A 19,144-nucleotide genomic window follows, 5' to 3' on the forward strand; every position below is an offset into this window, starting at 1 on the left:
AAAGACCCAGAGACAAAAACCAACCGGTGCACCCTAACTTCCCGGTGCAACCCGCCGATCATTCCCTCAAATATCAACCTCGCTTCACCGCAGTTCCGACCTCAAGGTCCGTCCCGCCGCTCCGTCCAGCGCCCCGTCAGCGCCTCAGCGCCGCCGGTGAAGGGGGTTCTAAGTAAAACAACAAACACCCGCAACCCGAAAATGTAGGAAAATGCGGCCTTCCGTCAAGAAAAATTCAAAATACAATAAAAACAACTGGTTACACGGCAATAAAGTCAGCAAACCTGACCCGATTTTCCGCCAAAATCCCCCCAAAGGCCGCCGCCCGACCACTTACCCACAGCACACCCCGACTTACCCACAGCCAAATCACCCGAGTCACCCAAATCACAACCCCCGAACCACCAAAAACCAGTCACTCAACGACCTGGGTGACGCACTCTGGGGGAAACGGAAAACGCCGCGCCCTGAAAGGGTGCGGCGCCTGGCCCAACCAAAGGGAGCCGGAGGTGGGCTTTGGGCGGGAGGGTCTGCCCCCCCCTCCCCTGTCTGCCATTTATTGGCCCTGCCTGCCGTTTATTGGAGTTGCGCCCAGAACAGCTCGAGGTGGCGGGACACGATGTCCTGGAACCGGCCTTCTGCCTTTAATGCCTTGAGACCCGCGTTGATCCGGTAGAGATGCGCGGTTCCACGCCAGTGACGTTTGGAGATCACCACATGCAGGCCCTCTTCTGAGATCGGGCGCTCCAGCGGGATCACCTTGTCACGCAGGCCTTCGGCGATGAGCGTATCGGCCCCCAGAAACAGGTTGAGTGATACCGCATCCACCTCTCCGGCCATCAGGCGCTGAAAACAGGCCGCAGGCGTTTTGGCGCGGGCGAGTGTGACCTGCCCCTCGCTCAGCCAGCGGCGGTCTGATCGGTCGAGATCATGACTGTAGTATCCATCGGGGCGACAGAGGGTTTTGCCGATCATGTCGGCATCACTGTCAAAGCGAAACGGATCATCGGCGCGCACAAATACCATGATCGGGATCGTGATCAGCGGTTCAGAGAAATGAAAATTCACGCAGCGCTCATTGTCGGGCGTGGCGGCACAGTCGGGCTTGAGCCAGGGAAAGCCCATATCAAACTGTTTCTCATCCAGCATCGGGAAGAGGTGACGCGACCAGTCTTCTTCCCAGGTGATGGAATAGGAGACTGGCGAGGGTGTGAGCTCCATTGCGGCGTTCACCAGCTCGGTGATCATTCCCTGCCCCGGCAGGGCCTGATCGGTAAAGGGCGCAAAGCCACCGCCGGTCAGAAGTTTCATCTCGGCGTCATCCTTGCGCAGCGGTGTTGGGTCGGGGGCAGAGGCCTGACCGGCGCAGGGAATATGGAGCGTTTTGCCAGGAATGACGCTGGGGCCTGCCAGGACATGCTGATTGCTATAGTAGATGAGCGTCCAGCGGCTGCGGTCGTTGTAATGTGTCTCGGCAATGGAAAAGAGCGTGTCCCCCGGCTGGACCCTGTAGTCCACATCACAGATGGCGTGCGCAGCACCTGGCGCGAGCACCGCAGCCAGGAGCCCCCAAAGGGCAAGGGGTTGGAGATGTTTCAGCATGGCGCGCCCTCAGAACCCGGCCCAGATGCGTGCCATGTGATCCTCGATGATGGCCTGATAAGAGCCATCCGCACGGATATTGCGCAGACCCGTATTGATAAGGGTCAGCATCTGCTCTGCCTGCGGGTGGGTCTTATGGACAACCACATGGATGCCAAGGACGGACAGCGGCAGGGGGAGCACGTCGAACTGATCGAGGAGACCGTTTTCCTTCATCACACTGCGACCGGTGAATTCGTTGATGGCCACCGCATCGGCTTCGCCACGGGCGACCATATCAAAACAGTCTGCCACCTTATGCGGCTGTTTTAGAGTGATCTTCTTGTCCTCAAGCCAGCGACGCCCGTAGCCGTCCAGATCAAACGTCAGGTAGCCGGAGGGTCTGCAGAGGGTCTTGCCCTCAATATCTGCGTCGGTGTCAAAGACAAATGGCCGGGATTTGTCCACGAACAGCAACATCAGCGTTTCAAACATCGGGTCCGAGAAGTGGAAATTCACACAGCGGTAGCTGTCCGGCATCGTGTCGCAATCCGGGCGATACCAGGGAAAGCCCAGGTCGAGCAGTGCGTTGGACAGCAGCGGATCAAAGTGAGAGGCCCAGTCATTCACCCAATGGATGGCAAAGCCCTGATCGGGGTTGGCATTGGTCATCGCTGCATTCACCACTTCGGTGATCAGACCGCCATTGTGAGAAACCTTGGAGGTGAAGGGCGCATAATCATCCCCGGTCAGCAGATTGATCTTGCTGCGCACTGCAGCGGTACCTGGCTGGATCTGGACGGGGGCGGCGGCAACGGGGCGGGCCGCGGCGATTGTCTTGCCGCCCGGCAGGCCAGTGGGCAGACCATTCAGGCAGGCCATCGAAAGCTGCATACCGACGCGGATGGCGTCAGGGCGGGGGCCGATCACATCGATATTACGGCTGTGGATCGCGCTCCACTTTCCCACATCCTTGTACAGGCGATCGGCGATCAACGACAGGCTGTCGCCAGAGCGGACCGTGTATGTTCCGCCACATGTGTCAGCCGCGGCCGATGTCGCAAAGAAAGCGCTGACACCAATCAGCGCCGCCATCAGGTGTTTCTTCATCTGTCCCCCCTTTTTGGGTATGGCTTGGACGGCTGCGAGAGCTCTGTCTGGTGCCGTCTCTTTTCATGGAGTCGTCCCGCGGGGTGCCCCTGCAAGGCAGGGTGGCATCACCTTTGGGTATTTATCGTGGGTGATTGGCGCGGCGTCGGCCTATTGGCCGACAAACAGCGCGAGGATCGTCGCGGTGTCCACGCGCCCTTCTGCGTCGATCAGAGTAGGCGGCACCGTGATGGCCTGGGTGCGGTAGGCTTCGTTCACCATTTGGTCGATATATGCAGGAGACTGCCCCTGCCCCACCGCACGCAGCACCATACCATAGAGCGCCGTATGGGTCTGGCTGGCCGACGCGGGCGCTGTGGTTTGCACAGTGGTCGATGTGGATTTGCTGCCTCCGCTGCGCAGTGCTGCAAGTGTTCCGGCAGTCATCTGTGCGACCAGCGCGTCCTCTGCAGCAAGAGGCGCCGCAGTTTCGGCAGCGGCCGTCAGCAGCTGTGCGGCTGCGGTGCGTTCCGCCGGGGTGGCAGAGGGCTCCAAACCCGCAAGCGCCTGCGGAGTGAGCAGCTCCGCCACCTTCGGTTTCTGCGCGCTGTCGACTGAGGTCTCATCCGGGCCAAATTGCATCACCATCAGAACGACGGCCACGACGCCAAGGGCCGCTGCCGCACCTCCCAATTTCATGATGGGTGTAAGCGGTGGCAAACCGAGGAAGGATTTTTTCGGACCTTCGGCGTGGGTCGCAGTTCCGCGCCCTTGAAAAGGAACCGGCTCAGAGGAGGATCGCGCAGGCTGATTTCCCGCGTTGGGAGAGTGGCCTGACCCTGCGTCGGTGGATACGACACCGTCAATGCGCAGTGACCGGGCGGATCCAGCAGGGCCGGAACCTGTGGGCCGGTCCTCTGTCTGCGCAGGCGCCACCGCGTGCAGCCTGCTGCGTTTTGCATTCACCATTGCCGGTCCACCCCTCACTATCCCCCGCATTCAGCCGACGGCCAAATGTTAACGAATTCTTAACGGGGGTCTGATTCTGCGTCAACATTCTGATGCAGATAGGTAAACGGCCACAGGATCTGGATCGAACCGTGGATGCGTGGAACCAATAGGCCATGCAACGATTTTGGCGCAGGGATTGAGGTGACAGTGGGATCAGCGCCTGAAGATCCCGGCATGGCGACACCGACGTATGGCGCCCCCTCTCAAACCCAGCAGACCACCACCATGAGGCAAGCGCTGCTGAACGATCAGGACAAACAACCCCTGAGAGAATACGCGTACCCCACCATCAGATGTGATGTATGGGCAGGATGCGGAAACCGGGGCCGATCAGGGGCCCCGGCGCTCGGCTGGTCAGGCAGACTGCATATTGGTCGCCTGTCCGTCCAGTCTTCCTGTGATTGCGGCCTCGGCCAGCACGGCGGCCACATCCGCGCGACGCGCCTCAGCAGAGGCATCGACCTGATCACCCAATATGACCTGATCGCTGCACGCCCCATCCGTCAGGGCAACCGGCCGCAGGATCGCGTAGGGCATGCCCGACGCCTTGAGGTGTTCGTCGGCCTCGTGCTTGGCCTTGAGGTAATGCGCGAGATCGCCGGACGGATCCTCCTGATCTGCACCGATTGAACTGAGCATGACGAAACGCTTTACCCCGGCACGCTTGGCAAGATCAACCAGTCGCATGGCACCGTCACGGTCCACCTTGTCCGTCATCTCGGGACCGGTGGAACCGCCAGAACCAGCTGCAAAGATCACCACATCCGCGCCGTCGCAGGCATCGGCGGCAAGATTCGTCAGGTCGCCTGTGCGCAACGCGGTCTGCGCGGGCAACACGCTCGTGTCAGACTCTTCGCGGACAAGCGCCACAACGTTATGGCCCTGGTTCTGCAGGTCACGGGTGAGAATCTGTCCGGTTTTGCCAGTGGCACCGGCAATAAGAATAGTTTTTGTCATGAGTTTTCCTTTTGATGAAGTCAGGCGGGAGGGACCATGGGGCCTGCGGCCTGAGTTGCCGCGACATAGCCTGGCTGCTGTTGCAGCGCCTGCCAGTAGGCGGCGATCTTGGGGTGACCTTCCAGCAGGTCGAACCGAGCGAGAAGCGCAACGATGTAAGACAGTTGGATGTCCGCCAGCATCGCGGTCTTGCCGAAGAGAAGTGGGCCGGCACCGATGGACTGAGACACGTAATCCAAATGCGTTTTCAGCGTAGCCAGCGCGTCCTCCGGGGGTGTTTCACCGCGAAATGCGGGCAGGATCACCGGCAGGGCGACCTCTGCCAAGGAAGCCTCGACGTAGTCGAACAATGCCTCATGCTGCCAGTAAGCTGCGGTCCCACGCGGAGGCGTGTGGCTGTCGTCTCCATATTTGGCGACCAGATATCGCAGGATCGTTGCGGATTCCGCGATGACCTCTTCCCCATCTTCGAGCACGGGGGACTTGCCGAGGGGATGAACCCCCGCCAATTCCTTTGGTGCGCGGAAAGCGTCGGTTCGATCGTAGTCAACCCGATTGCAGGGCTTGCCGAGATCAGCCAACAACCACAGTACGCGGGTGGCGCGCGAGTATTTCAGAGCGTGTAGAGTAATCATGGCAGAAAGATCGCTTTGGCGTTGGTGAATTCCTTCATGCCAAAGCCCCCATGTTCGCGCCCGTAACCGGAATCCTTGACCCCGCCGAAGGGCATGTTGGGATCGGCCGCCCCGTAAGAGTTGATGCGGACCATCCCGGTGTCAAAGTGATCGCGCGCCAGTTTGATCGCGTGCTCTTCGTCTTCGCAGAAAATCCCCCCGCCAAGGCCATAGCGACTATCGTTGGCGATGCGCATCGCATCCTCATCGTCCTTGGCGCGGATCACAGCAGCGACGGGCCCAAAGATTTCATCGTCGTAGGCGGGCATGCCCGGCTTTACGTCAGCCAAAACCGTTGCAGGGTAATAGGCACCCGTCCGGTCGGGAACAGTGCCGCCGCAAAGGACCTTGGCCCCTTTTGCAACGCTCTTTTCCACCTGTTCCTTGACGGTCTCGAACTGATCTTCGCTGGAAAGCGGGCCGAGCTGGGTATCCTCGTCCATTGGATCCCCCATCTTGATGGCCTTCATCTGCTCTACAAAAGCAGAGACGAACGCATCATAGACCTTGTCCGTCACGACAAAGCGTTTGGCAGAAACACAGGTCTCGCCATTGTTGTAGAGACGCCCCATGACCGAATATTTCACAGCCGTCTCAATGTCGGCATTTTCAAGAACGAGATAGGCGTCGTTGGACCCCAGCTCCAACACGGTTTTCTTAAGCGCCTTGGAGGCTGCGCTGCCCACATGGCGACCTGCACCGTCGCTGCCAGTCAACGTAACACCGCGGATCAGGGAATGCTCGATCAGTTTGTCGCTGATGTCGTGATCGATCAGGACCACCTGAAACAGGTCTTCGGGCAGACCCGCGTCGAGGCAGAGTTCACGCAGACGCAGACCTGAACCTGTACAGATGCTCGCGTGTTTCAGGACACAGGCGTTGCCTGCCATCAGGTTTGCCGCCAGAACCCTCACCGGCTGGTAAAGCGGGAAATTCCAAGGCTGGATCGAATAGATAACGCCGATGGGCTGATAGGTGACGATCCCGCGTGCGCCATCCTTGCCGTGGGTCCGCTCTTCGTCCGCAAGAACGTCGGGGCCGTTTTTTGCAGTATATTCAAAGATGGCCGCGCAGATGTCGATCTCGCGCTTGCCGTCCTTGAAAAGCTTTCCGGTTTCGCGGGTCATCAGCTCTGCCAGTTCATCGGCAGCGCCGCGGAGTTTCTCGGCAATTGCTGTCAGATAGGGCGCACGATCCGCATGGGACAGCTGGCGCCAGTTCAGAAATGCGGCGTGGGCGGCCTCGACCTTGTGCACCGCTTCCGCCTCGCTCATCAGCGCATAGGTCTCGATGGCTTCGCCTGTCGCCGGATTCGTCGTGGTAATCGTTGACATGATAGCTCCTTCGATGGTCGCTGAGTCAACGGAAGGAGGATGCAAAAGTTCCGTGAGCCTGCCCCAACGGCAATCGGCACCTGTGCCTGTCTGCACACAGATCAGACGAAAAAGACGCCGAAGGACCATCGCAGAAACCGTGCCACGATCCGCATGTCGTTCAGGAAATATCGCTTAGATACAGCGCATTAGACGATTGGCACCTGACCTTTGACCTGACACGCGAAACACGACCCGAGAAACGCAAAACGGCGCGCAGAAAACTGCACGCCGCTTGTCTGTTTTTCGACGGTCTGAAAAATCAGAAGTCGAGGTTTTCCACGCTCAATGCGTTTTTCTGGATGAACTCGCGGCGTGGCTCCACCACGTCACCCATCAGTTTCGTGAACAGATCATCGGCCTCGACCATATCCTCCACGCGGACCTGCAGCAGGGTGCGCGCATCGGGGTCAAGCGTGGTTTCCCACAGCTGATCGGGGTTCATCTCGCCCAGACCCTTATAGCGCTGCAGGGTAAGACCTTTTTCGCCCTCTTCGAGGATGGCTTGCAACAGGCCAAGTGGGCCATGAATTGTCTGCGCCCGGTCACGGCGGACCAGCGTCGCCGTGGTGCCGTAGATTTCCTGCAGGCTGTTGGTAAAGCTACCAGTTTTCCGCGCTTCACCAGAGCGCAGCATCGGGCCATCAAGGGTGCGCAATTCTTCCACCCCACGCAAAATACGCGACAGACGAATGCCGTGATCCTGGGTAATGCGGCCGCTCCAGCCCCGTTCATATTCCAGCGCGATCGCATCAAGCCGCGCAGCGACCTGATCCGCAACACCTTGCAGATTGGAATCAACTGCCCCGGGCACAAATGCACCGGCGATGGCAGCCTGCTCCAGAATGTGGCGCGGATAGTGGGTCGGGAAAGCATCAAGAACACGCTTCAGCTGGCGCGCCTCGTCAACCACGCGGGTCAGATCCTGCCCGACCAGCTCTTCGCCGCTGCCAAGCTTCAGTACAGCGCCTTCGACGCCCTGATTGATCAGATATTCATCAAGCGCAGCCTGATCCTTGAGGTACACCTCGGATTTGCCACGCGACACCTTATAGAGCGGCGGCTGCGCGATGTAGAGATAACCACCTTCGATCAGCTCAGGCATCTGGCGATAGAAGAAGGTCAGCAGCAGCGTCCGGATGTGGGCACCGTCGACGTCCGCGTCGGTCATGATGACGATCTTGTGGTACCGCAACTTCTCGATGTTGAATTCATCGCGACCAATACCGGTTCCAAGCGCCATGACCAGGTTGCCAATTTCCTGACTGCCAAGCATCCGGTCAAAGCGCGCGCGCTCGACGTTCAGGATTTTACCACGCAGGGGCAGGATCGCCTGTGTCATCCGGTCCCGACCCGTTTGAGCGGAACCACCAGCCGAGTCACCCTCCACGAGGAAGACTTCGGTCTTGGAGGGGTCTTTCTCGGAGCAGTCTTTCAGCTTGCCAGCAAGATAGTTCACATCCATCGCCGTCTTGCGGCGGGTCAGTTCGCGGGCCTTGCGGGCTGCCTCTCGGGCCAGTGCGGCCTCGATGATCTTGCCAACGATCTGCTTTGCTTCGTTCGGATTTTCCTCGAACCATTCGGCCAGCTTTTCACCGACCAGGCTTTCGACCACCGGGCGCACCTCGGAGGAGACCAGCTTATCTTTCGTCTGGCTGGAGAATTTCGGATCCGGCACTTTCACCGACAGAACGCAGGTCAGACCTTCGCGCGCATCGTCGCCGGTAAAGGAGACCTTTTCCTTTTTGGCGATGCCGGAGGACTGCGCATAATTGTTGATTGTCCGCGTCAGCGCGCCCCGGAAACCCGCGACATGGGTGCCGCCATCGCGCTGTGGGATGTTGTTGGTGAAGGGCAGCACCGTTTCGTGATAGCTGTCATTCCACCACATCGCGACCTCAACGCCGATATCGTCCTTTTCGCCAGTGATGTAGACTGGCGCGTCCATGACCGGCGTCTTGGAACGGTCGAGATATTTGACGAATTCTTTGACGCCCCCCTCGTAGAACAGCTCTGCCGTGAGCTTTTCTGCCGGGCGCTCGTCCTCCAGAATGATCCGCACACCCGAGTTCAGAAACGCCAGCTCGCGCAGTCGTTTTTCCAGGGTCTCGAACGAATATTCCAGGTTCGAGAACGTGTCGGTCGATGCCAGAAACCGCACTTCTGTTCCGGTCTGATCTCCGCAATCGCCGACAACAGTCAGGTGTTTGGCCGTATCACCGCGCTCAAAGCGGGCAACATGTTCCTTGCCATTGCGCCAGATGCGCAATTCCAGCCAGTCGGACAGCGCGTTCACAACCGACACACCCACACCGTGCAGACCGCCAGACACCTTATAGGAGTTGGAGTCGAATTTGCCGCCTGCGTGAAGCTGGGTCATGATGACCTCGGCCGCAGAGACACCTTCTTCGGGGTGGATATCGACAGGAATGCCGCGCCCGTTGTCGCTGACCGAAACGCTGGAATCGGCGTGAATTTTCACCACAACCCGGTCTGCGTGACCTGCCAACGCTTCGTCGATGCCATTGTCGACAACTTCATACACCATATGGTGCAGGCCCGAGCCATCATCGGTGTCCCCGATATACATGCCAGGGCGCTTTCGAACCGCCTCCAAGCCTTTGAGAACCTTGATGGAATCCGCGCCATATTCTGCGGGAGCCTGCTCGTTTCCGGACATTCGCATCTTCCTGTCTTTGCTTCAGGAATTTATACGAAGTCCGGGGCGGAATGTCACGCGCAAGCCCCCTTTTTTTACAGCGGATTCAGGCTGCCTTGGCCCCAAGACCGGCAACCTGCCGCAGCCAGCTTTCGACCTTGGCGGGGGCCGCGTCCGTTGCAGGCGCAAAAGAGGTAAACCGGGTCGGTTTGATGCCGACAAATCCCAGCACCTGACTGCTGATGAACCGCTTGATGGCATTGCCGTAGATCAGGCGCAGCCAGATTGCCGGGGTGTCCGAAGTCAGCAGGACACGCGCCGTCTTGCCGGTGAGCATCGGCGCAGGCAGACCAAGGAAATTAATGTTGCGGGTATCAAAGGTCCGCCCCGGCAGAAGCGCGCGATCAAAGACACCTTTCAACTTGGCCGGAACCGCGCCCCACCACATCGGAGTGGCCATGACCACATGTTCGCTCCATTCCAGATCGTCCAGAAAACGGGCCAGATCCGGCTCAAGCGGTTTTGGGTTTTTATACCCCGTCTGACCGTAATCCATATCGAACTGCATCTGCGACAGATCGTGATAACGGACCTCATGGCCCTGCGCCTCGGCCGCAGTGCGGTAGGCATCACACAGCGACTTTGACAGAGAGCTGGGCGCAGGATGGCCATTGAGAATGATGATTTTACGCGGCGATGTGGTGGACATGACGTGCTCCTGAAACTAAAACTGACTGAGGTCAATTTAGTCAAAAAATGACCGCGGTCAATATTAAATTTGACCACGGTCATATTTATGTGAGGTCCACATGTCCCGCCCCCCTCAGAAACGTCGCCTGGAAACCCGCGCCCGCCTGTTAGAGGTGGCCGACGCTCAGATCGCCAGTGTGGGCTATAGCGGCCTGCGGGTTGAGGATGTCGTGGCCGAGGCCGGTGTCGCCAAGGGAACGCTGTTTTCCCATTTCGGGGACAAGGACGGCTTGCTTGCGGTCCTGATTGGTGCGCGGATGATGGCGATTTTGGATGACACCGAAGCCAGCCCAGCCCCTCAGACAGTGACTGATCTGGTGGATCGTCTGTTGCCTGTGGTGACATTTGTGGCCGAAGATCGGGTGATCTTCGATCTGCTGCTGCGCTACTCCGGAACCACCGGAACCCAAACCGACGAAGTCATCACACAGAGCTTCTTTCGCCAGATTGCTTTGTGGGCGGGTTGGGTGTCTGCGCTGCAAGCCATCGGCGAGATCCGCCGGGATCAACCTGCCGAACATCTGGCCGAAGGGATGCAGGCCTTTCTCAACCATGTGCTGGCGCTGTCCTTTTGCGCCGCACACGGGACACCTGCGGATTTCCGCAAGGAACTGGGAGGATATCTGACCGCCTGGCTGGCCCCTCAGGCCGGTTGATCCTGCTCAGGTGAAGGGAATGACCACCCCAACCACCATCAGCAGCACGCCTGAAACGATGTTGATCCGCCGCAATACGGCTGGCGACGTGATGTGCCAACGCACGCGGTGAACAAGACCCGCAAGGCAGAGGTTGCCAACAAGCGGCACCATGAAAGACAGGACGACGATCGCAGCGATATCCAGCCGGTTGACCACGGTCAGGTCAAAAAAGCCGGGCAGAACGCCCATGTAGAACAGGATCGCCTTAGGGTTTCCGAGAATGACCGCGATGCCGGCTGCAAATCCGGCCCACACACCCGGACGGGTCAGGGCGCTGTTCGCCTCGATCCGTGCATCCGCATGTCGCAGCAGCATCCCCCCCATGATCAGAAACATGCCACTGGCCACCCAGCGCAGGATGTCCATCAGGCCGCTGATTTCGGACACGATCCAGGACATGCCCGCAACCGCGATCAGCGGCCACAGGATATCACCGCAGGCGACACCCAACGCCAGCGGCCAGGCTGCGTGAAAGCCACCGGACATGGCCCGCGCGAGCACGGCCAGCCAAACCGGCCCCGGCGTCAGAAACAGAACGAACAAGCCACCGGCATAAAGCAGCAGATCCCACCCTGAGACGCTCATCCCGATACCACCTCTGATCCGTCGACACCGTCCTGCACACTGAGCATCTGCGCCTGGCCGTCGAATTCCGCAAATTGTTCCGGCCCGGTGCCTGTCATCCACGCCTGCGCGCCAAGACCCAAGATCTCCTGATACAGCGCAGCCCGGCGATTGACGTCCAGATGGGCCGAGACCTCATCAAGGAGGAGAATAGGCGCAGCCCCGCCCGCCGCAATCAGCGCACGCGCATTCGCCAGAATAAGCGAGACCAAAAGCGCTTTCTGCTCACCGGTTGAGCAGTCTTTGGCAGGCAGCCCCTTGGCCGCATAAGTTCCGAGCAAATCCGTACGATGGGGGCCAAGCAGGGTGCGCCCCGCGGCGAGATCACGAAAACGCCCTTCGGCAAATGATTCCTGCAAATCGGCGGCGTTGTCAGGCAGGCCACCGTCGGACTGGATCAACTCCAGTTCAGCCGCGGGAAAGGCGGTCTCTGCCGCCTCCTGCGCCAGACGCAGCCGGTCAACCGCAGCGGTGCGCGCCGCATGTATCCGATGACCCGCTTGCGCCATCTGGCTTTCCAGAACCCGGTACCAGGCGGCATCCCGCACCTGTTCCTTCAGCAAGCGATTGCGTTCGCGCATGGCCTTTTCATAGGCAAGAGTTGCCTCTGCATGCCCGGGATCGAAACTCAGCACGATGCGGTCCAGAAACCGGCGGCGGCCCTCGGCCCCTTCGATCCACAACCGGTCCATCGCAGGAATGAGCCAAACCACCCGGCAGATCTCCCCAAGATCAATCTGGCTGGCCGATTTGTTGTCGATCTTGACTTGCCGCGCCTTGCCTGCCTCTGACCAGGTCTCAACCTCGTAGGTCTGGCGCCCTGCCCGCAGTTCTGCCCGCAGTTTCCAGCCCAGCTCCTCAGGGCGGCGCGCCATGTCGGCGGCACTGGCCCGTCGCAGACCGCGCCCCGGCGAGAACAACGATACCGCCTCAAGGATATTGGTTTTGCCTGCGCCGTTGGCCCCATGAATGGCCACGGGACGGCCGTCCAAATGCAAATCCGCCCGCAGATGCGAGCGGAAGTGGGACAGGGTCAGGGCGGTCAGCGCCAGCATGGGGCGGGGTCCGATGTCATCTTTCCATAAATACTCAAATCCTCCATCCCGGCAGGCGATCAGGCCGCCGGGACAAAGGTCATGGCCTCAGCCATGTTACACGCGCATCGGCATCACGACATAGACCGCGCTTTCGTCATTGCCTTCGCGCATCAGGGTCGGGTCACCGGAGGAGTTGAACAGGAAGACAGCGTTTTCACGGTCGACCTGATTGGCGATCTCAAGAAGATATTTGGCGTTAAAGCCGATCTCAAGACGTTCATCGCTGTAGGCAACGGCCAGTTCTTCTTCGGCCGCGCCGCTGTCCGGTGCGTTCACCGACAGGATCAGCCGGTCATCGTCAAGCTGCAGTTTGACCGCGCGCGAACGTTCGGAAGAAACAGTTGCCACACGATCAACCGCGCGGGCGAACTCTGCGGCATCCACTTCCAGTCGGCGGGTGTTGCCTGCCGGAATGACGCGGGTGTAGTCCGGGAAGGTGCCATCAATGACCTTGGAGGTCAGGGTGATGTTCGGCGTCGCAAAGCGCACTTTGGTTTCCGATACGGACACGGCGATGTCCATTTCGTCATCGTCCAGCAACTTGCGCAGTTCGCCCACGGTTTTACGCGGCACGATAACCCCCGGCATATCCTCTGCGCCGATCGGCAGATTGGCATCAATGCGGGCCAGGCGGTGACCGTCTGTCGCCACACAACGCAGCGCTTTGCCGCCCTCGACGGCATCGGCAACGTGCATATAGACGCCGTTCAGGTAGTAGCGGGTTTCTTCCGTGGAAATCGCAAACTTCGACTTGTCGAACAGACGGCGCAGGATGGCCGCGTTTGCAGTGAAGTTCGAATGATACTCGGATGAGGCCATGACCGGAAAATCTTCGCGCGGCAGCGTTGCGAGCGAAAAGTTCGACCGGCCCGCTTCGACGGTCAGGCGGCCGCTTGCGGCGTCTGCGGTCAGGGTGACCAGCGCACCATCTGGCAGCTTGCGGACAATTTCATGCAGGGTGGTGGCGGCAACCGTTGTGGCACCGGCACGCTCCACCTGGGCGGGGGCCTTGTCGACCACCTCGATGTCGAGGTCAGTGGCGCGAAACTGAGCTGTATCGCCTTCGGCCTCGATCAGCACGTTCGCCAGGATCGGAATGGTGTTGCGGCGTTCAACTACCGACTGAGCCTGAGCCACAGCCTTCAACAGGGTGCCGCGTTCGATGCTGATCTTCATGTCCCTAAGTCCTCTAACGTCTGGCCGGGAGAAGCAACGTAACGCTTTACCCCTTCGGCACAAGGCTTTTTATGGATTTGTCCAAGGGATTGCGCGCAGCGTCAAGGGTCGATGCCCCCTTGGCGTGCATATCCCGAAATTGCGTGTCTCTGCCGCATGGGTCTGAACCGAATCCCACATCTTCTGCCTCGTTGCCGTCTCACCGACAGCGGAGGGCAAAAGACCCCGGCAAAGGCCGGGGTCTGAGCGGGATGTCTGAGGCCACCCTGGGCAAGGTGGTATGAACTTGGCGCCAGAGATCTCTGGGGAAGATCAAAGGCGTTGCAGGGGCGTCAGGCTTCGAGCGCGCGACGCAGCATTTCGACATCTTCGGCGATCTGGCCGTCGATTGTCTTCAGCTCTTCGATGCGACGCACACCGTGCATCACGGTGGTGTGGTCCCGTCCGCCAAAGCGACGGCCGATTTCCGGCAGGCTGCGGCTGGTCAGTTGCTTGCACAGATACATCGCCACCTGACGCGGACGCGCATAAGAGCGCAGACGCTTGGGACCGATGATGTCGGACATGCGGATGTTGTAGTACTCGGACACTTTGCGCTGGATCTCTTCGACGGTGATCTTGCGCTCTGATGCGCGCAGAACATCCGCCAGGCAGTCCTGGGTCAGCTCCATGTCGATCTCGCGACCCACAAGAGACGCAAAGGCAAACAGGCGGGTCAGCGCGCCTTCGAGAACACGAACGTTGGTGGAAATGCGGTGCGCCAGGAACTCCAGCACGCCATCGGCAATCCGCAGATCCGGATAAGTCTGCATCTGCTGAGCCACTTTGGACTGCAGGATTCCAAGACGCAGTTCGTAGTCGGTCGGGTGCAGGTCGACAACAAGACCACATTGCAGCCGCGAACGAACGCGATCCTCCAGATCCTTGATCTCGCCCGGCGCACGATCAGCAGAGATGATGATCTGCTTGTTCTGGTCAACCAGCGCGTTGAACGTGTGGAAGAACTCTTCCTGGGTGCTGTCCTTGCCAGCGATGAACTGAACGTCATCGACCATCAGAACGTCAACCGAGCGGAACAGGTGCTTGAAGTCCATCATCTTGCGTTCGCGCAGGGCCTGCACAAAGCGGTACATGAACTGTTCTGCCGACAGGTACAGCACGTTCAGTTCCGGATTGCGGTCCTTCAGCTCCCAGGCGATCGCGTGCATCAGGTGGGTCTTACCAAGACCGACACCGCCATAAAGAACCAGCGGGTTGAAGGTGACGGGTCCACCTTCTGCGACGCGGCGCGCAGCGGCATGAGCCAGTTCGTTGGGCTTGCCCACAACAAAGCTGTCAAAGGTAAAACGCGGATCAAGCGGCGCTGCCTGCAGCGTATCAGCCAGATCTTTGGCCGCAGCAGAAGGAGCTGCAGACCGTGCGCGCGGCGCCATGTCATCAGCAGCGTCCATTGGCGATTCAACCACGTCAGCGGCGTCAGACCGCCGTGCAGCAGGACGGGCGGCTTCATTCGCGGCGACCTTGAAGGCCAGACGCTGTACCGGCTCGCCGGACAGGTTGAATTCATGCAGGATCAGGTCAGCAAAGTTCTGGCTGACATAGTTCCCCATAAAGTTGGTCGGAACGTTGAAAAACGCGACGCCATCGTCGACGCGTGTAAATTCCAAAGGTTCAATCCACGTCGTGAAATTGTTTTGCCCCACGGTCTTCAACAAACGCTGTCTCAACCGTCCCCAGTTCTCTTCCATCATGCTGCGCCTCACGCATCCCAAAGTAGTAGCGGCCATTATTTGGCCTATTGTTTCATCCCCAGCCCGGCCCCAGGTCCAGACAACGTTCACGCACAGCGGGAGTGTGTACTGACTCGCAGAAAGTCAGCACTGCCTAGTTTCAGGCATCGAGCAGGATCGCGTTTACTGTGACCGGCAAGGAAAACTGCAACGGTCACAAGACGAACCAAATACGTACACAATTGAGACAGGCCTGCCGTCCGAACTACGTTCAGAAAACAGCAGGAGCTCGGTGTCGGTTGATCATGAAAACCAACGTCACCAGAGCAAAGAGCACCCTTGAGTCCCATCAAGGATACCGCGAGCAGCCTGTCCCCCCAGCGAGTGAATCGCTGTATTAGTGGTAGCAATTCGGCGGGGGTCCCATCAACGAAACTATGATGTTGACTCAGGTATTGGGGATAAAGAATCTCCCTAGCCCGCTGAGCCCGCACAGGCTGTGACCAAAATGCAAAAGGCGCCGCAGAACGCGACGCCTTTGTGTTTTTTACGGCTTGTCGAAGGGCCCCTGAACGCGGGTGCGATGGAATCAGCAGGCGCCTTCGAAAGACTCGTTTTAGCCCAGTGCTTTGACCCGTGCGGTCAGGCGGGAGATCTTACGAGAAGCAGTGTTCTTGTGGTAAACGCCCTTGGAAACGCCACGCATCAGTTCAGGCTGAGCAGCGCGCACAGCTGCGGCTGCTGCTTCTTTATCGCCGGATGCGATGGCTTCTTCAGCTTTACGCAGGAAGGTACGGATGCGCGAACGACGGGCTTTGTTGATGGCAAAGCGCTTTTCGTTCTGACGGGCGCGCTTTTTTGCCTGGGGCGAATTAGCCATGGTGTAGGACCTAACTTTGGTTTCGTGTTTTCAATAGGCGCAATGCCAGCCGAACCCGGATCCTGTCACCGGTGTGATTCTAGCCTGAGCGGGCTGCACGCGCATGTATGGCAGCGGGTACTAGCGGCAAAAGCGCAAGATTGCAAGCCATCGTGGCAAACCCGATAGGCGTACCACCTGTGTATCTGCCAAACCCCCCGCCAACGGGGAACCGCCCTGCTCCTTTCCGGATGGGCCGCAAAGAAAAAGGCAGGCGCCAGGCCTGCCCTTTCCAGTCTTGTAGAAGCACCCGCTTACTTGTCGCGGAATTGCGCCTCACGTTTTTCGAGGAACGCAGCCATGCCTTCCTTCTGGTCTTCTGTGGCAAACATCGAGTGGAACACCCGACGCTCAAACAACATGCCTTCGCTCAACGGCAGCTCATAGCTGCGGTTCACGGCTTCCTTCGCCGCCATTGCGGTCAGCAGGGATTTCTCTGCGATCTTCTGTGCGGCGGCTGTGGCCTCATCCAAAAGCTTCTTGGCCGGAACCACGCGCGAAACCAGACCAGCGCGCTCGGCCTCTTCAGCGTTCATGAAACGACCAGTGAGGTTCATATCCATAGATTTGGATTTACCGACGAACCGCGTCAGACGCTGGCTACCGCCCATACCCGCGATGACACCCAGGTTGATCTCAGGCTGACCAAATTTTGCAGTGTCGGCCGCAATGATGAAATCACACATCATCGCAACTTCACAGCCGCCGCCAAGGGCATAACCCGCCACAGCCGCGATGATCGGCTTGCGGATTGCGGCGATGCGATCGTTGGTATCAGCAAACAGGTTGTTGGTGAAAACATCCACAAAGCTCATCTCCGACATCTCCTTGATGTCGGCACCCGCGGCAAAGGCCTTTTCAGAACCGGTCAGAATGATGCAGCGCACCTTGTCGCTGGCGTCCGCCTCTTCGAGGGCGGCGCAGAGTTCAGTCAAAAGCTCTGAGTTGAGCGCGTTCAACGCTTCGGGCCGGTTCAGTTTAATGAGGCAAACGTGGTCCTGCACTTCGACGTTGATCGTCTCATAGGCCATGATTTTCGCTTTCGATTGTTCCGTTCAGGGAAGAGTCATTATCACGGGACACATCGCGATCAAGCTATCTTTGGCATTTGGCGCAGTAGAATGACGAGCGTCCAGATTGGGTCACACGTGCGATCGTGCCATCGCATCCCTCGCGTCGGCACGGTTCCCCCTCGCGACCATAAACATCAAAGCTATGCTGAAAATATCCAAGTTCTCCATCGGCTTGGCGGAAATCCTTGAGCGAAGATCCCCCCGCCTTGATGGCGTCGCTCAGCACGTCCTTGATGATCGGCACCAGGCTCGCGACACGCGGCGCGGCGATTTGACCTGCCTTTCTTTTCGGCGAAATTCCCGCACGGAACAACGCCTCGCACACGTAGATATTGCCGAGACCTGCGATGATTCCCTGATCCAACAATGCCGATTTCACGGGCGTGTTGCGTCCTTTGAAGGCCGCGATGAGGTGGTCATCATGAAAGCCGTTGCCCAGGGGCTCTGGCCCCAGAACCGCCAGCAGCTTGTGCTGCTCTGCGGTGGCTGTTTCCAGCAGGTCCATTGCTCCAAATCGGCGCGGATCGTTGAAGGTGACGCGGGCCCCATTGTCCATGTCAAAGACAACATGGTCATGTTTCTGTGCCTGAGGGTGGTCGTGCACAAACTGACCCAGCGGATCACCCGACACGGTCATGCGTCCGGACATGCCAAGATGAATGAGCAGCGTCTCGCCGCTGTCCAGATCCGCTAGGATGTATTTCGACCGCCGCCGCAGCGCATTGACACGCCGCCCGCTGAGCCGTTCGGCCATGCGATCGGGGAACGGCCAGCGCAGATCCGGGCGGTTCACTGTTGCCTTTGTTATGACGGCCCCTTCCATCGCGGGTGACAATCCGCGGCGCACCGTCTCGACCTCGGGCAATTCTGGCATTACATCCCTCCTGACACTTGAGCGCACATGCCGGCACGAAGGGCCGCATTGTACCGCCCTCTCAGCGCCCTATAACTGGGGCGACACACAACAAACGGCAAGCCGCATGACCCAGAGATCTGAAAACACCACCCATTTCGGTTTTGAAACCGTGCCCGAGTCGGAAAAGGCGGGGCGCGTGCAGGGCGTGTTCAACTCCGTCGCGTCGAAATATGACGTGATGAACGATGTCATGAGCATGGGCATCCACCGCATCTGGAAAGACGCGATGATGGATTGGCTCGCACCGCGGCCCGGCCAGCGGCTGCTGGATGTGGCGGGCGGCACCGGCGATATCTCGTTCCGCTTTCTCAAGCGCGCAGGTCACGGGCATTCCACTGTTCTGGATCTGACAGCACCGATGCTCGAGGAAGGCCGCAAGCGCGCCGAAGCCGAACAAATGGCGGACAGTCTGAACTGGGTAACCGGCGACGCCATGGCGCTGCCGTTCAAAGACAACACCTTTGACGTCTATACCATCTCCTTCGGGATCCGGAATGTGACCCGCCCCCAAGAGGCCCTGAACGAGGCCTATCGTGTGCTGAAACCGGGTGGTCGCCTGATGGTTCTGGAATTCAGCCAACTGCCCAACCCTGCGATGCAGAAGGCTTATGACCTCTATTCCTTCAACGTGATTCCGCGCATGGGTCAGGTCATTGCGGACGATTATGACAGCTATCAGTATCTGGTCGAATCAATCCGCAACTTCCCGGATCAGGACACATTCCTGTCGATGGTAAAGCAGGCCGGCTTTGCCAATGCCAAGTATCGCAATCTGTCGATGGGCATTGCTGCACTGCATTCGGGTTGGAAGATCTGA

General features: G+C 59.0%; 17 protein-coding genes. 2 read left to right on the plus strand and 15 right to left on the minus strand.

Going from position 1 to position 19,144, the window contains the following annotated elements; genetic code table 11:
- Positions 1 to 576 precede the first annotated feature (576 nt).
- The 8 genes from KUV39_RS12690 to KUV39_RS12725 form a co-directional block, all read right to left on the minus strand.
- Entirely contained in the window at positions 577 to 1,602 is a 1,026-nt protein-coding gene (locus KUV39_RS12690; protein ID WP_222459939.1) for a LysM peptidoglycan-binding domain-containing protein, read from the minus strand.
- Between the two features lie 9 nt (positions 1,603 to 1,611).
- Positions 1,612 to 2,691 carry a transporter substrate-binding domain-containing protein gene (locus KUV39_RS12695; RefSeq protein ID WP_046211532.1) on the minus strand — a complete coding sequence of 360 codons (1,080 nt, stop codon included), beginning with the start codon at positions 2,689 to 2,691 and terminating at the stop codon, positions 1,612 to 1,614.
- A 150-nt stretch (positions 2,692 to 2,841) separates the two neighbouring features.
- Positions 2,842 to 3,639, minus strand: coding sequence for a hypothetical protein (locus tag KUV39_RS12700; RefSeq protein WP_222459940.1), 798 nt, complete (start codon positions 3,637 to 3,639; stop codon positions 2,842 to 2,844).
- 396 nt (positions 3,640 to 4,035) lie between these two features.
- Positions 4,036 to 4,638 carry an SDR family oxidoreductase gene (locus tag KUV39_RS12705; protein ID WP_222459941.1) on the minus strand — a complete coding sequence of 201 codons (603 nt, stop codon included), beginning with the start codon at positions 4,636 to 4,638 and terminating at the stop codon, positions 4,036 to 4,038.
- Between the two features lie 20 nt (positions 4,639 to 4,658).
- Entirely contained in the window at positions 4,659 to 5,273 is a 615-nt protein-coding gene (locus tag KUV39_RS12710) for a glutathione S-transferase family protein (protein WP_222459942.1), read from the minus strand.
- Positions 5,270 to 6,646 carry an NAD-dependent succinate-semialdehyde dehydrogenase gene (locus KUV39_RS12715; protein ID WP_222459943.1) on the minus strand — a complete coding sequence of 459 codons (1,377 nt, stop codon included), beginning with the start codon at positions 6,644 to 6,646 and terminating at the stop codon, positions 5,270 to 5,272. Before KUV39_RS12715 ends, KUV39_RS12710 begins: the two co-directional genes overlap by 4 nt.
- 301 nt (positions 6,647 to 6,947) lie before the next feature.
- Entirely contained in the window at positions 6,948 to 9,365 is a 2,418-nt protein-coding gene (gyrB, locus tag KUV39_RS12720; RefSeq protein ID WP_222459944.1) for a DNA topoisomerase (ATP-hydrolyzing) subunit B, read from the minus strand.
- 85 nt (positions 9,366 to 9,450) lie between these two features.
- Positions 9,451 to 10,053 (minus strand): NAD(P)H-dependent oxidoreductase, encoded by a 603-nt coding sequence (locus KUV39_RS12725; RefSeq protein WP_046211527.1) that lies wholly within the window; start codon positions 10,051 to 10,053, stop codon positions 9,451 to 9,453.
- Between the two features lie 100 nt (positions 10,054 to 10,153).
- Between KUV39_RS12725 and KUV39_RS12730 the strand changes: the two genes are divergently transcribed.
- Positions 10,154 to 10,750 carry a TetR/AcrR family transcriptional regulator gene (locus tag KUV39_RS12730; RefSeq protein WP_222459945.1) on the plus strand — a complete coding sequence of 199 codons (597 nt, stop codon included), beginning with the start codon at positions 10,154 to 10,156 and terminating at the stop codon, positions 10,748 to 10,750.
- Between the two features lie 6 nt (positions 10,751 to 10,756).
- Here the strand turns inward: KUV39_RS12730 and KUV39_RS12735 are convergent, their stop codons facing one another.
- From KUV39_RS12735 to mutM, 7 genes are all read right to left on the minus strand, one after another.
- Positions 10,757 to 11,377: a LysE family translocator gene (locus tag KUV39_RS12735; protein ID WP_008561648.1), complete on the minus strand. Its 621-nt coding sequence runs from the start codon at positions 11,375 to 11,377 to the stop codon at positions 10,757 to 10,759.
- Entirely contained in the window at positions 11,374 to 12,471 is a 1,098-nt protein-coding gene (recF, locus tag KUV39_RS12740; protein WP_222459946.1) for a DNA replication/repair protein RecF, read from the minus strand. The genes KUV39_RS12735 and recF overlap by 4 nt, the downstream gene beginning before the upstream one ends.
- 96 nt (positions 12,472 to 12,567) lie before the next feature.
- Complete coding sequence (gene dnaN, locus KUV39_RS12745) at positions 12,568 to 13,689, minus strand: DNA polymerase III subunit beta (protein WP_222459947.1); 1,122 nt, start codon at positions 13,687 to 13,689, stop codon at positions 12,568 to 12,570.
- Between the two features lie 332 nt (positions 13,690 to 14,021).
- Positions 14,022 to 15,440: a chromosomal replication initiator protein DnaA gene (gene dnaA, locus KUV39_RS12750; RefSeq protein WP_222459948.1), complete on the minus strand. Its 1,419-nt coding sequence runs from the start codon at positions 15,438 to 15,440 to the stop codon at positions 14,022 to 14,024.
- Between the two features lie 595 nt (positions 15,441 to 16,035).
- Positions 16,036 to 16,299 carry a 30S ribosomal protein S20 gene (gene rpsT, locus KUV39_RS12755; protein WP_008560069.1) on the minus strand — a complete coding sequence of 88 codons (264 nt, stop codon included), beginning with the start codon at positions 16,297 to 16,299 and terminating at the stop codon, positions 16,036 to 16,038.
- Positions 16,300 to 16,592: 293 nt separating this feature from the next.
- Positions 16,593 to 17,369 (minus strand): enoyl-CoA hydratase, encoded by a 777-nt coding sequence (locus KUV39_RS12760; protein WP_008561096.1) that lies wholly within the window; start codon positions 17,367 to 17,369, stop codon positions 16,593 to 16,595.
- A gap of 64 nt (positions 17,370 to 17,433) precedes the next feature.
- On the minus strand, positions 17,434 to 18,285 hold the full coding sequence (mutM, locus tag KUV39_RS12765) for a bifunctional DNA-formamidopyrimidine glycosylase/DNA-(apurinic or apyrimidinic site) lyase (protein ID WP_008559549.1): 852 nt from the start codon (positions 18,283 to 18,285) through the stop codon (positions 17,434 to 17,436).
- Positions 18,286 to 18,391: 106 nt separating this feature from the next.
- Between mutM and ubiE the strand changes: the two genes are divergently transcribed.
- Entirely contained in the window at positions 18,392 to 19,144 is a 753-nt protein-coding gene (gene ubiE / locus KUV39_RS12770) for a bifunctional demethylmenaquinone methyltransferase/2-methoxy-6-polyprenyl-1,4-benzoquinol methylase UbiE (protein WP_046211522.1), read from the plus strand.

Origin of the sequence: Phaeobacter italicus (genome assembly GCF_019801785.1) — a bacterium.
In the GTDB taxonomy this organism is placed as follows: Bacteria; Pseudomonadota; Alphaproteobacteria; order Rhodobacterales; family Rhodobacteraceae; genus Phaeobacter; species Phaeobacter italicus.